Here is a 13,080-nt window from a genome sequence, read left to right on the forward strand (position 1 = left end):
GCCGCGGGGCGTTCGATCCGTAGGGCCCGCGCTCCCGCGGTGGCCCGTACGGGTCCGGCGACTGAGGAGGGTAACCCATGGCGCGACTCCAGGTGGACAAGACGCTGGGGAGAACCCCCAGCATGCTCCCGGCGTGCGTGCCACGGGCCTGACCCGGCGCCATTTCGTACCCCTGATAGCCGTTCGGTCTGTGATTCGACCCGGCGACGCCCCGGATCCGTACAACGAAAACCGGGTTTCTTTCCCGCGGACAGGTGAATGGCCGGCGGGCTCAGCGATACAGCCGCATCGTGCAGCATTTCGGCGCGCCGCCCGCCTTGCGGAACTCCGTCATGTCGATCGGCACCGGACGGTATCCGCGCCCGGCGAGTTCGCGGCGCAGGTTTTCCGCCTCGTGCTGGACGAACACGTGCGTTCCGTCCGAGACGCAGTTCAGGCCGAGCGCGAACGCGTCCTGCTCATCGGCTATCAGCGCGTCGGGAAACAGCCGTTCCAGCACCCGCCTGCTGCCTTCGGAGAACGCCGGCGGGTAATAGGCGATGGTCCGGTTGTCGAGGACGAACAGCGCGGTGTCGAGATGGTAGAAACGTTCGTCGACCAGCCGCAGTGAGATCACCGGGACGCCGAAGTGGTCCTGCGCGACCAGGTGCGCCTCGTGCTCGGTGCGAAATCCGGTGCCGGCCAGGATGAACCGCTCGGTCAGGAAGAAGTCGCCCTCGCCCTCGTTGGTGACGTCGGGGGTGAACACGCGGTCGTAGCCGTGCGACTCGAACCAGGCGCGGTGCACGGCGACCTCGCCCTCGCGGTCGGGGCTGTGGAACCTGGCCAGCATCACCTGGTCGCCGACCAGGAACGCCCCGTTGCCCGAGAAGACCATCTGGGTCAGCTCGGGCCGGGGTTCGAGCAGCGACACCCGGTGGCCCGCGTCCTCGTAGGCGGCCCGCAGCGTCTCCCACTCCCGCTTGGCGCGGTCGCGGTCGAGGGTGGCGTGCGGGGGAGTCCACGGGTTGGACGGGTCGAGCTCGAAGTACGTGGGCGGGCACATCAGGTAATGCTGCATGGGAAGTGTTTGCCCAGCTCAGCCCGGGTCAGTCGAAACCATCACCGGTGACCGGCCCGCCCCGGCCGGTCGTTCGCTCAGGCGTACCAGGTCGGCCACCCCGCCCAGCGGCACCACCGACGGCAGGTACGTTGACGCCCTTCACCACGCCCGCCGCAGCACCGCCGCACCGCCGCCGGGGATGATCAGCTCGACCGGGCCGCACGGCGTCCTGACGGTGTTGCCGATGTGCGTGAGCACGTCCCGCTCGGGGCGCCTGCGCGGGAACGCGTCGGCGCGCCCCCGGAGTACCGTGAGCGGGTGATCGACGACTGGCCCGCGCTCGCGGGCGACTCTCCCGCGGCCCGGGCCGTCGGCGCCGAGCTGCGTGCCCGCTGGGCCGAGCCGCACCGCCGCTACCACGATCCGGCGCACCTGGCCGCCGTGCTCGCCGCCGTCGACCTGCTCGCCGACGTCGCCGCCGACCCCGACGCGGTACGCCTGGCCGCCTGGTTCCACGACGCCGTCTACGACGGCAGGCCGGGATGGGACGAGGAACGCAGCGCCCAGCTCGCGCAGTCCCGCCTGCCCAGGTGCGGCGTGCCGGTGGCGCGGGTGGCCGAGGTGGCCAGGCTCGTCCGGCTGACCGCCGCGCACGACCGGGTGGCCGAGGACGACTCCAACGGCGCCGTCCTGTGCGACGCCGACCTGTCGGTGCTCGGCCGCCCCGGCTACGACGTCTACGCGGCGAACATCCGCGCGGAATACGCGCACGTGCCGGACGATCTGTTCGCCAAGGGCCGGGCCGAGGTGCTCGCCCGGCTGCTGGCCACGCCCCGGCTGTACCGCACCGAGCGCGGCCGGGACCTGTGGGAGTCGCGGGCCCGCGCCAACCTGACCGCCGAACTCGACCGCCTGACGACCACCTGACGGCCCGCCCGGGCCCGAACGGCTGACGGGTGGCTCAGGTTCTAGCGGCTGAGGCGGTGGCGTTTGCGGTGGCGCAGGCCGCCGGCTATGAGGCGGCGCAGCAGCTCGCGCGAGCTGACCGCCTGCGCGCGCCCAGCTCCACCGCCCGCGCGTGCACCGTCTCGGGCACGTCGTAGTGGTCACGGTCGAACGCCCGCTCGGGCACCCCCAGCCGCACCGCGAACGCGTGCAGCTCCTCCAGCGAGCTGTCGCTGACCAGGTGCGACCACATCAGGCCGCGCGGACCCGGCCAGTTCGGGGGGTCGATGAGAACCGTCACGAGGTCAAGGGTAGGACCCTGCCCCGCACGCTCAGCTCACCCAGGTCGGACAACACCAGGTCGGCGCCGTGCTCGCTCAGCTCGGCCGCCCCGCCGGCGGGTTCGGGGCCCGCGGTCTCGCCGAAGCCGTCCGGCCGGTGGACCGCGATCACCAGGCCGAAGCCGCCCTTCCTTGCCGCCTCGATGCCCGGCAGCGCGGCCTCCACCAGGCCGACCCGGCCGGCGGGCACCGACAGGCGGCGTGCCGCCTCCAGGAACAGCGCGGGATCGGGCTTGCCAGGCAGGTTCATCAGCGCCGCGTCGTTGCCGTCGACCAGCAGGTCGAACAGGTGCATCACGCCCGCGGAGCCCACCAGCCTGCGCCCGTGCAGGCTCGCGGACACCGCCGCCGTACGCGCCCCGCGGTGGCGCAGCTCGTGCAGCAGCGCCACGGTGGACGGGAACGCGGCCACGCCGTATTCGTCCACCTGTGACATGAAGACCCGGTCCTTGGCCAGGCCGAGCCCGTGCACGGTCGGCGCACCGGGCTCGTCGTCGGCCCCGCCCTCGGGCAGGGTGATGCCCCGCGAGGCCAGGAAGGTCCTGATGCCGTCGAGACGCGGCCGTCCGTCCACGTGACGCAGGTAGTCGTCGCGGATGTCGAACGGCGCCGAGCGGCCGCGCAGGAACGCGTCGAACACGTGTTTCCAGGCGGCCGCGTGCCCCCGAGCGGTGTCGGTGACCACGCCGTCGGTGTCGAACACGACGGCGCTGATCGCGGTCAGGTCGATGACAGGCTCGTCCACTCCACGAACGTATCCGCTCTACCAGGCGACGGGTAGTTCCTTGACGCCGTAGACGATGGCCAGCTCCCTGAACGGCACCTCGCCCGCCACGTGCAGGTCCGGGAAGCGGCGCAGCAGGGCCGGGAAGGCGATGCGCATCTCCATCTGGGCCAGCGGCGCGCCGATGCAGCGGTGGATGCCGTGGCCGAAGGCCAGGTGCGAGCCTGCGGTCTCGCGGCCGGGCTTGACCTCGTCCATGTCGGGGCCGAGTGAGGGGTCGCGGTTGGCGCCGGCCAGCGAGCACAGCACCATCTCGCCCTTCTTGATCTGGTGGCCGTGCAGCTCCAGGTCCTCGCGGGCGAAGCGGGGGAAGGCCACCTGCACGACGGTCATGTAGCGCAGCAGCTCCTCGACCACGTCGTTGACGTAGCCGTCCACCTCGCGGACCTTCGCGGCCACCTCGGGGTTGCGCAGCAGCCACAGCGTGCCGAGCGCGAGCATGCTGGTGCTCGTGTCGTGGCCGCCGGTCAGCAGGCCGTCGGCCATGCTGGCCAGGGTGCGGTCGTCGAGGTCGTCGCCGTGCTCGCGCAGGAGCTGGCCGAGCAGCCCGTCGCCGGGGTTCAGGCGCTCGCGGGCGACCAGGTCCGTCATGTACGCCATCGCGTCGTTGATCGCCTGCAGCGAGGCCTCGGGCCCGGCGGTGAAGTCGAAGCGGTCGGTGCTGAGCTTGAGGAAGTCGGCGCGATCGTCGTACGGGACGCCCAGCAGCTCGCACACCACCAGCGACGGGATGGGCAGCGCGAACGCCTCCACCAGGTCGACGACGCCGCCCCTGGCCTCCATCTTGTCGAGGTACTCCTCGACCATCGCCTCGATGCGCGGCTCCAGCCTGCGCAGTCGGCGCATGGTGAACTCGGGCGTCAGGTACTTGCGCAGCCGGGTGTGCTCGGGCGGGTCACGGAAGCCCAGGCCGCCCGGGTCGTCCTGGTTCGACCCCAGGCCGATGATGCCGGCGAAGTCGTTGCTGAAGCGTTCGTGGTCGCCCAGGACACCGCGCACGTCCTCCCAGCGGGTGACCAGGAACACGGTCTGGCCGCCGGGGATCTCCATCGGGTGGACGGGGTGCTCGGCGCGGATGCGCGCGAGCTCCCCCACCGGGTCGAAGCCCTCGCGCATGAACTGCACGAGCGGGAACTCTGAGTCTGACATCGAAATCCGTCCTGCTGGGATACATCACACGATGTTGGGATAAATCCCTCGATAGATGGTCCCATCCGGATGGGTGGGATCGTGCCCTCCGAAAGGACGAGATTTGGCCTCGACTCGGGGTCGACCAGCCTATACGGGAGTCCGGGTGACCTCCTCGGGCGAGGGCGCCGACACGTCGCGCACCCGGACCGGCGGCTCGGGCAGCGGGGCCCGCTCGACCAGCGACGGCGGCGGCGTCTTGGGGCGGCGCGGCTCGCGCACCCCGCCCTCCCCGCCGCCGGGCGGATCGTCGAAGGGGAAGTCGTCGTCATCGGGGCCGTGCGGCTCGCCGGGTCCGAAGCCGGGCGGCCAGCTGGGAGCCCCACTGGGCAGAGCGCGGCGCCTGCGCGATCGCTTGCTCACGGATCCTCCTCTTCAGGCGGCTCCATTGTGCGCCGCGGGCCCTGTGTGGACCAGGCGCGGACCAGTCACAACCTGCTGCCGGGCGGATGACGGCCCGCCGGGCGGGCCCTGCCGCGTGTGCTCACCGTGACGGACAGGAACCCGTGTGAGAGAGGGGAAACGACGGCGTTTGGCGTACAAGGGGGCGACAGTCTGCGATGATCTCGTCCGTATACAAGCCGGAGTTGAGCCTCACGGATAGTGACTGATGCCGACATTTGAGGAAATAGCTGCCTTCGTCACCGAAAAGCCGCTCGCTACCGCTGTCATCGCGTTACTGGGCCTGGCCGGGCTGGTCCTGGCACTCCTGGCGCTGCGCGTCGCGTGGCGGGTCGGCGCCTGGCTGTTCAAGCGCTACGTGGCGCCGCGACCGGTCGAAGACGTGCTCACGGTCGTCGCCGCCTCCATCGCCACCGGCGTCTCCGCCCAGGGCATGTGGCGGTTCTCCGGGGACGTGCTCGGGCTCGACGGCCCGCTGCGGCTGCTGCTGTTCGCGTTCATCGAGGTCGCGATCATCACCTCCGCCGTGCGGGCACGCCGCAACATGCGCGAGAACTTCTCCGCCGGCATCGACGGCATCGCCGTGTGGGCGCTCACGTGCCTGACCGCCGTCCTGTCCAGCATGGACGCGCGCAGCCTGCCCGAGGCGATCTTCCGACTGGCCGCGCCGCTCGTCGCCGCCTGGCTGTGGGAACGCGGCATGGCCATCGAACGCCACCGCATCAGGGGCACCGGACGCATCAACTGGCGGCTGACCCCCGAACGGCTGCTGGTCAGGCTGGGCCTGGCCGAGGTCAGCGACCGCACCGCGAGCGAGGTCGACGCGCACCGCAGGCTCACCCGCGTCGCCCTGGCCGCCAAGCGGGCCAAGGCCCTGCGCGAGGCCGGCGCGCCCGACCGCAAGATGCGCGCCGCCCTGGCCAAGCTGGACAAGGCCATGGACCAGGCCGTCGAGCACACCGGGCTGGCCGTCGACCCGGCACGCCAGGAAGCCCTGCTCGCCCAGATCGCCGCGCTCTACAACACCACCGCGCTCATCGACGCCGACCCGCGCGTCCCGTGGGAGCCCGAGGCCGACCACCACCCGGTGCCCGCCCGCCCGGCGCTGCCGCCCGCGCTGGTGGAACTCGTCCACGACGAGGACGAGGACTTCGAGGTGCTCGACACCACCCCGCAGGTCGTCGACACCGCCCAGCGCGCGGCCCTCATGCGGGCGGCCCGGGTGTTCTGGGACCGGCAGATCGCCAAGGGCATCGTGCCCAGGACGGTCGACATCGCCCAGGAGATCGGGATCTCGCTGGCCAGCGCCCGCGAGTATCGTGCTCTGTGGAAGCTGGAGCCGCAGGCGCACGCGCTGATCGAGGCGCTGTACCAGCAGCACGGCATCGTCGACACCGGCGCCTTCCCGGCCATCGCCGACGATGGGCGCGTGCTGACGAAGTCCTGACCCGCCGGACAAGCCGGGGCGGCTCTCAGACGGGATCCCGGGGGAGCAGGGTTTGAGCGAGCGCACACTCGACCGCGTCAGGAAACTCCTGGCCAAGGCCGAAGGCACCGACAACCCGCACGAACGCGACACCTTCCTGGCCGCCGCCTCGGCCCTGATGGCCAAGTACGGACTGGAATCGCTGCCCCAGGACGGTCAGCGGCACCGGCCCGGCGACCGCGTCGTCACCCTGCCCAACCCCTGGGCCAGGGAGAAGGCCAGGCTGGTCGGCCTCGTCGCGCGGGCCGTGCGCTGCCGTCCGCTGCTGCTCGGCAGGGCCGCGGACGGCCACCGGGTGCACATCTTCGGCTTCCGCCAGGATCTCGAGCGCGCCGACGTCCTGGCCACCTCGCTCCTGCTCCAGATGGCCTCGGGCCTGGCACGCACGCAGCCGCCGCCCGGGGTGTCGGCGGTGCGGGCGTACCGGCGGTCTTGGCTGCTGGGCTTCGCCGACGAGGTGTACCGGCTGCTGTCTGAGGCCGAGTCGGCCGCGGCCGCCGCCTCTCCCGGCACGGGCACCGCCCTGGTGCTCGCCGACCGGCAGGCCGAGGTGGAACGCGCGGTCGCGGCACACTACCCGCGCGTGCGCATGACGGTCCCGCGCACCAGCGGGACCGGCTACCTGGCGGGCGTGGCCGCCGGCCGCCGCGCCGACCTCGACCGTCCCTCGGTCCCGCACTCCCGGCGGACCCTGACCGGGCCCGCCGGGGACTGACGACCCGGCGGATCAGGCGTCGGGCATCGGGGCGTCCAGGAAGGCCTGGACGACGTCGTGCACCAGATCGGTACGGGCGAGCCCGGTGAAGTGCGTGGTGCCGGGGAACACCGCGAGCTGCGAGACCGGCACGCCGACGAAGTCGCCGTTGACGTCGCCGCCGCGCAGCCGCAGGAACTCCACCGCGTGCTCCAGCCGGACCGCGTCGCAGTCGCCCACCGTGATCAGCGTCGGCGCGGCGATGCCCCTGATGTCGTCGTCGGACCAGCCGGTGAAGCCGGGGTCGTAGCCGCCGAGCTTGTCGAGCAGGGTCTGCAGCCGCTCCGGATGCGGCGACTTGGCCAGGTATTCCGCCTCCATCGGCGTGCCGGCGATCATGTCGACGGTCATCTCGCCCACCGCCTCGGAGTTCTCCGGCCGGTCACCGCGCGGGTGGAACGACACCGAGGAGACGATCGCCTTGCGCACCAGTTCCGGGTGCCGGATCGCCAGGTGCAGGGCCACGGCGCCGCCGACGCTGAAGCCGAAGACGTCCGCCTGCGGCACGCCCAGGTGCTTCAGCAGGCCGACGACGTCGGCGGCCAGGCCGGCGGTGGTCAGCGGCCGGTCGGCGTCGTTGGTGCGCCCGTGCCCCTGGAAGTCGGCGGCGATGACCTGGCGGGTCGCGGCCAGGCCCGGGATCAGCGCGCCGAACTGCAGGTCGATGTTGAACAGCCCGCCGTGCAGCAGCAGCAGCGGGACGCCGTCGCCCGTGCCGTGGATCTCGTAGTACATCCGCAGGTCGTTGACCTGCGCGTACCCGGTCTGCGGCGCCGCGGGGCTCTGGTCGGTCACGATCATCTCTCCTCAGGGCTGGTACGAACGCGGCGAGGGGTGTCAAAGCCCTCGTCCGGGCGAGGTTAGGCCCCCAGCGCCGCCGAGACCAACCCCTTGGCCTCCTCCTGGACCCGCGCCAGGTGGTCGGGTCCGTTGAAGGACTCGGCGTAGATCTTGTACACGTCCTCGGTGCCGGACGGCCGGGCCGCGAACCACGCGTGCTCGGTGACGACCTTGACCCCGCCCAGCGCCGCGCCGTTGCCGGGCGCCGAGGTCAGCACCGAGACGATCGACTCACCGGCCAGCGTCGAGGCGGTCACCTGGTCGGCGGACAGCTTGGCCAGCACGGCCTTCTGCTCGCGCGTGGCGGGCGCGTCGACCCGGGCGTAGGCGGGCTCGCCGTACTTGGCGGTCAGCTCGCGGTAGAGCTCGCTCGGCGACTTGCCGGTGACGGCCTGGATCTCCGAGGCGAGCAGGGCCAGGATGATGCCGTCCTTGTCGGTGGACCAGCGCGAGCCGTCGCGGGCCAGGAACGAGGCCCCGGCGCTCTCCTCGCCGCCGAAGCCGAGCGAGCCGTCGAGCAGCCCGGGCACGAACCACTTGAACCCGACGGGCACCTCGTACAGCCGCCGGCCCAGCGACTCGGCCACCCGGTCGATGATCGAGCTGCTGACCATGGTCTTGCCGACGCCGGCGTCCTTCGGCCAGCCGTCGCGGTGGGCGTACAGGTAGGAGATGGCCACCGCGAGGTAGTGGTTGGGGTTGAGCAGGCCGCCGTCGGGGGTCACGACGCCGTGCCTGTCGGCGTCGGCGTCGTTGCCGGTGGCGATGTCGTACTTGTCGCGCTGGTCGATCAGCGAGGCCATCGCGTACGGCGACGAGCAGTCCATCCGGATCTTGCCGTCCCAGTCGAGCGTCATGAACCGCCAGGTCGGGTCGACCAGCGGGTTCACCACGGTCAGGTCGAGCCGGCAGCGGTCGGCGATCTCCTGCCAGTACGCCACGCTGGCCCCGCCCAGCGGGTCGGCGCCGATGCGCACCCCGGCCGACCTGATGGCCTCCAGGTCCACCACCCGCGGCAGGTCGTTGACGTAGGTGCCGAGGAAGTCGTAGCGGGCGGCCAGCTTCAGCGCCTCGCGGTAGGTGACCCGGCGCACGCTGGACAGCCCGTCGGCCAGCAGCCGGTTGGCGCGGTCCTGGATCCAGGTGGTGGCGTCGGTGTCGGCGGGCCCGCCGTGCGGCGGGTTGTACTTGAAGCCGCCGTCGGCCGGCGGGTTGTGCGACGGCGTGACCACCACGCCGTCGGCCAGCCCGGACGTGCGATCCCTGTTGTGGGTGAGGATCGCGTGCGAGACCGCGGGCGTGGGCGTGTAGCCGTCGCGCGTGTCGATGAGCACCTGCACCCCGTTGGCCGCGAACACCTCCAGCGCCGACACCCGCGCCGGCTCCGACAGCGCGTGCGTGTCGATGCCCAGGAACAGCGGGCCGTCGGTGCCCTGCCCCTGCCGGTATTCACAGATGGCCTGACTCGTGGCCACGATGTGGTCCTCGTTGAAGGCCGTGTTCAGGGAGGAGCCGCGGTGCCCCGAGGTGCCGAACGCCACCCGCTGCGCCACCTCGGCGGGGTCGGGATGCAGCGCGTAATAGGAGGTCACCAGCTTGGCGACGTCGACCAGATCAGCGGGCTGAGCGGGCTGTCCTGCGCGTTCGTGGCTCATACGGCTCACTTTACAAATCGGGTGCGGGAAAGCGGGTGACCGGGCGGCGGGTGGGAAGATACAGTCGCGTCAGCCTCCAGAATGGAGTTCGGTTTCATGCGTTTCGGATACTTCCTCAGCGAGCGCCCGGGCACTGACCCGATCGGCGGGCTCCGCGACGAGATCGCCAGGGCCAGGGACGACGGCTTCTCCTCCGCCTGGCTGTCGCACATCTTCGGCCTCGACGCGATCACCGCGCTGGCCGTGGCGGGGTCCGGCGTGCCGGACATCGAGCTGGGCACCGCGGTCGTGCCCACCTACCCGCGCCACCCGGCCGCGCTCGCCCAGCAGGCCATGACGGCCAACGCCGCGCTCGGCGGGCGGCTGGCGCTCGGCATCGGCCTGTCGCACAAGGTCGTCATCGAGGACATGTTCGGCTACAGCTTCGACAAGCCGTACCGCCACATGAAGGAGTACCTGGACATCCTGCTGCCGGCCGGTCGCGGCGAGCAGGTCGAGCGGAGCGGCGAGACGCTCAAGGCCAACATCAGGCTCACCACCCCGGGCGCGGGCTTCCCGGTGCTGGTGGCGGCGCTCGGCCCGCGCATGCTCGAACTGGCCGGCACCGTCGCCGACGGCACCGTGCTCTGGATGACCGGGCCCAGGACGGTCGCCGCCCACGTCGCCCCGACCATCACCGCCGCCGCGGAACGGGCCGGGCGCGGCGCGCCGCGCATCGTCTGCGCGCTGCCCATCTGCGTCACCGACGACCCGGAAGGCGCCGTCGCCCGCGCCAACGAGGTCTTCTCGGTGTACGGACGGCTCCCGTCGTACCGCGCCATGCTGGACAGGGAGGGCGCGAAGGGCCCGGGCGACATCGCCATCGTCGGCGACGAGGACACCGTGCTGGCCCGGCTGGAGGAGGTCAGGCAGGCCGGCGTGACCGACTTCGTGGCCTCCGTCTACGCCAACGGGGAGCGCACCAGAGCGTTGCTGATCGGCGCGTCGAAGGCCTGATCAGGAGACTTCTCAATAAACTCCGACAAGGTGAAGCGCTTGCTGCAGGGCATCGACGTGTCGAACTGGCAGGGCTCCGTCGACTGGGCGGACCACGCCGACGGCGGGGTCGCCTTCGCCTTCGCCAAGGCCACCGAGGGCGGCGACTACCGCGACAAATGGTTCGCCCGCAACTGGAACGGCATGCGCGAGAGCTGGCTCGTCTGCGGCGCCTACCACTTCGCCCGGCCGAAGGGCGACCCGGTCGAGCACGCGCGCTTCTTCCTGCGCACCGTCGAGGCGGCCGGCGGGCTGCGCCGCGGCGACCTCGTCGCGCTCGACCTGGAGACCAACGACGGCCTGCGCCCCGCGCAGGTCGCCCGCTACGCCCGCCGCTGGTGCCGCCACGTCGAGCGGCACGGCCGGGTGCGGCCCTTCGTCTACACCTTCCCGTCCTTCGCCCAGAACGGGCACTGCGCCGGGCTGTCGGAGTACCCGCTGTGGATCGCCTGCCCGGAGAAACCGCGCGGCCTGCCGCTGGTGCCCAGGCCATGGCAGGGGTGGACGATCCACCAGTACGCGCAGAAACCCGTCGACCGCAACGTCTTCCACGGCAGCAGGCAGGAGCTGACCAGGCTGGGGCATCACCCGCGATAGCATCGGTGTTCACCATCGCAGGAGCTATCCAAGGGAGACACCGTGTCAGCCGAGCTACGCATCACCCTCGCCGGAGCCGAGCGTGTGGTCGCGGCCGGCACGACGGCCGGTGAGGCGCTGGAGGCCGACGGCCGCACCGTGGTCGCGGCCCGGGTCAACGGCGAGCCGCGCGACCTGGCCCACCCGCTCGTCCAGGACGACGTGGTCGAGCCCATCGAGGTCTCCAGCGAAGACGGCAGGGCCATCGTCCGCCACTCCACCGCGCACGTCATGGCGCAGGCGGTGCAGGAGCTGTTCCCCGAGGCCAAGCTGGGCATCGGCCCGCCGGTCGAGAACGGCTTCTACTACGACTTCGACGTCGAGCAGTCCTTCCACCCCGACGACCTCAAGCGCATCGAGAAGCGCATGCGCGAGATCGTCAAGCAGGGCCAGCTGTTCTCCCGCCGGGCCGTCACCGACGACGAGGCCCGCGAGGAGCTGGCCGGCGAGCCGTACAAGCTGGAGCTGATCGGGCTCAAGGGCGGCGCGGCCGAGGAGGAGTCGGTCGAGGTCGGCGCCGGGCAGCTGACGATCTACGACAACCTCGACGCCAAGACCGGCGAGCTGTGCTGGAAGGACCTGTGCCGCGGCCCGCACGTGCCCTCCACCCGGTCGATCCCGGCGTTCAAGCTCATGCGCTCCGGCGGCGCGTACTGGCGCGGCAGCGAGAAGAACCCGCAGCTGCAGCGCATCTACGGCACCGCCTGGGAGTCGCGCGACAAGCAGGACGAATACCTCAAGCTGCTGGAGGAGGCCGAGAAGCGCGACCACCGCAAGCTGGGCGCCGAGCTCGACCTGTTCTCCTTCCCCGACGAACTGGGCTCCGGCCTGGCCGTCTTCCACCCCAAGGGCGGCGTCATCCGCAAGGTGATGGAGGACTACTCGCGGCGCAAGCACGAGGAGGCGGCCTACGAGTTCGTCAACACGCCGCACATCACCAAGGAGAAGCTGTACCAGGTCTCGGGCCACCTCGACTGGTACCGGGACGGCATGTTCCCGCCCATGGAGCTCGAGGGCGCGCGCTACTACCTCAAGCCGATGAACTGCCCGATGCACAACCTGATCTTCCGGGCGCGCGGGCGCTCCTACCGCGAGCTGCCGCTGCGGCTGTTCGAGTTCGGCACCGTCTACCGCTACGAGAAGTCCGGCGTGGTGCACGGCCTGACCCGGGTGCGCGGCCTGACCCAGGACGACGCGCACATCTACTGCACCCGCGAGGAGATGCGCGACGAGCTGACCTCGCTGCTGCGCTTCGTGCTCGACCTGCTGCGCGACTACGGGCTCGACGACTTCTACCTGGAGCTGTCCACCAAGGACCCGGAGAAGTTCGTCGGCTCCGACGAGGTCTGGGAGGAGGCCACCCAGACGCTGCGCGAGGTGGCCGAGTCGGAGAACCTGCACCTGGTCATGGACCCGGGCGGCGCCGCCTTCTACGGGCCGAAGATCTCCGTGCAGGTGCGCGACGCCATCGGCCGCACCTGGCAGATGTCCACCATCCAGCTCGACTTCAACCTGCCCGAGCTGTTCGAGCTCGAATACCAGGCCGCCGACGGCACCCGCAAGCAGCCCGTCATGATCCACCGGGCGCTGTTCGGCTCGGTCGAGCGCTTCTTCGGCATCCTGGTCGAGCACTACGCCGGCGCCTTCCCTCCGTGGCTGGCCCCGGTGCAGGTCGTCGGCATCCCGATCGCCGACGCGCACGTGCCGTACCTGCAGGACGTGGCCAAGAAGCTGCGTGAGCGCGGCATCAGGGTCGAGGTCGACGCGGCCGACGACCGCATGCAGAAGAAGATCCGCAACGCGCAGAAGCAGAAGGTGCCGTTCATGCTGCTGGCCGGCGACGACGACATCGCCAACGGCGCGGTCTCCTTCCGCTTCCGCAACGGCGAGCAGAAGAACGGCGTCCCGGTCGAGGAGGCCATCGCCGAGATCATCAGCGCGGTCGAGCGGCGCGTCCAGGTCTAGCGGCATC

At 71.3% G+C, this 13,080-nt stretch carries 12 protein-coding genes and 1 pseudogene; 6 read left to right on the top strand and 7 right to left on the bottom strand.

Annotation, left to right across the window (positions count from 1 at the left end):
• Positions 1 to 271: 271 nt before the first annotated feature.
• Positions 272 to 1,060 (bottom strand): dimethylargininase, encoded by a 789-nt coding sequence (ddaH, locus tag HII36_RS09170; protein WP_217369322.1) that lies wholly within the window; start codon positions 1,058 to 1,060, stop codon positions 272 to 274.
• A 228-nt stretch (positions 1,061 to 1,288) separates the two neighbouring features.
• Here ddaH and HII36_RS09175 point away from each other — a divergent pair, with 228 nt between their 5' ends.
• The gene (locus HII36_RS09175; RefSeq protein WP_328807651.1) at positions 1,289 to 1,969 is read left to right on the top strand and encodes an HD domain-containing protein; all 681 of its coding nucleotides are present in this window, start codon (positions 1,289 to 1,291) and stop codon (positions 1,967 to 1,969) included.
• 41 nt (positions 1,970 to 2,010) lie between these two features.
• Here the strand turns inward: HII36_RS09175 and HII36_RS09180 are convergent.
• The 4 genes and pseudogenes from HII36_RS09180 to HII36_RS09195 form a co-directional block, all read right to left on the bottom strand.
• Positions 2,011 to 2,288, bottom strand: a pseudogene (locus tag HII36_RS09180) (DUF4031 domain-containing protein).
• Positions 2,285 to 3,073: an HAD family hydrolase gene (locus HII36_RS09185; protein WP_173522662.1), complete on the bottom strand. Its 789-nt coding sequence runs from the start codon at positions 3,071 to 3,073 to the stop codon at positions 2,285 to 2,287. Before HII36_RS09185 ends, HII36_RS09180 begins: the two are co-directional and overlap by 4 nt.
• A gap of 18 nt (positions 3,074 to 3,091) precedes the next feature.
• Positions 3,092 to 4,261 carry a cytochrome P450 gene (locus tag HII36_RS09190; protein WP_173522663.1) on the bottom strand — a complete coding sequence of 390 codons (1,170 nt, stop codon included), beginning with the start codon at positions 4,259 to 4,261 and terminating at the stop codon, positions 3,092 to 3,094.
• A gap of 129 nt (positions 4,262 to 4,390) precedes the next feature.
• The gene (locus HII36_RS09195; protein WP_173522664.1) at positions 4,391 to 4,663 is read right to left on the bottom strand and encodes a hypothetical protein; all 273 of its coding nucleotides are present in this window, start codon (positions 4,661 to 4,663) and stop codon (positions 4,391 to 4,393) included.
• A 247-nt stretch (positions 4,664 to 4,910) separates the two neighbouring features.
• Here HII36_RS09195 and HII36_RS09200 point away from each other — a divergent pair, with 247 nt between their 5' ends.
• Positions 4,911 to 6,149, top strand: a complete 1,239-nt coding sequence (locus HII36_RS09200; RefSeq protein ID WP_173522665.1) for a hypothetical protein — start codon at positions 4,911 to 4,913, stop codon at positions 6,147 to 6,149.
• A 52-nt stretch (positions 6,150 to 6,201) separates the two neighbouring features.
• Positions 6,202 to 6,903 (top strand): DUF2786 domain-containing protein, encoded by a 702-nt coding sequence (locus HII36_RS09205; protein ID WP_173522666.1) that lies wholly within the window; start codon positions 6,202 to 6,204, stop codon positions 6,901 to 6,903.
• 12 nt (positions 6,904 to 6,915) lie between these two features.
• Here the strand turns inward: HII36_RS09205 and HII36_RS09210 are convergent, their stop codons facing one another.
• Both HII36_RS09210 and pgm read right to left on the bottom strand, forming a co-directional pair.
• Entirely contained in the window at positions 6,916 to 7,737 is an 822-nt protein-coding gene (locus tag HII36_RS09210) for an alpha/beta fold hydrolase (protein WP_217369323.1), read from the bottom strand.
• 65 nt (positions 7,738 to 7,802) lie between these two features.
• Positions 7,803 to 9,437, bottom strand: coding sequence for a phosphoglucomutase (alpha-D-glucose-1,6-bisphosphate-dependent) (pgm, locus tag HII36_RS09215; RefSeq protein WP_173522668.1), 1,635 nt, complete (start codon positions 9,435 to 9,437; stop codon positions 7,803 to 7,805).
• A gap of 96 nt (positions 9,438 to 9,533) precedes the next feature.
• On the opposite strand from pgm, the gene HII36_RS09220 reads away from it, so the two are divergent.
• Genes HII36_RS09220 through thrS form a run of 3 tightly spaced genes read left to right on the top strand, consistent with a single transcriptional unit; the run spans position 9,534 to position 13,073 of the window.
• Positions 9,534 to 10,433: a TIGR03564 family F420-dependent LLM class oxidoreductase gene (locus HII36_RS09220; protein WP_173522669.1), complete on the top strand. Its 900-nt coding sequence runs from the start codon at positions 9,534 to 9,536 to the stop codon at positions 10,431 to 10,433.
• Positions 10,434 to 10,463: 30 nt separating this feature from the next.
• Positions 10,464 to 11,069, top strand: coding sequence for a glycoside hydrolase family 25 protein (locus HII36_RS09225; RefSeq protein WP_173522670.1), 606 nt, complete (start codon positions 10,464 to 10,466; stop codon positions 11,067 to 11,069).
• A 42-nt stretch (positions 11,070 to 11,111) separates the two neighbouring features.
• Positions 11,112 to 13,073 carry a threonine--tRNA ligase gene (gene thrS / locus HII36_RS09230; protein ID WP_173522671.1) on the top strand — a complete coding sequence of 654 codons (1,962 nt, stop codon included), beginning with the start codon at positions 11,112 to 11,114 and terminating at the stop codon, positions 13,071 to 13,073.
• Positions 13,074 to 13,080 lie beyond the last annotated feature (7 nt).

Origin of the sequence: Nonomuraea antri, assembly GCF_013283785.1 — a bacterium.
Lineage (GTDB): Bacteria > Actinomycetota > Actinomycetes > Streptosporangiales > Streptosporangiaceae > Nonomuraea > Nonomuraea antri.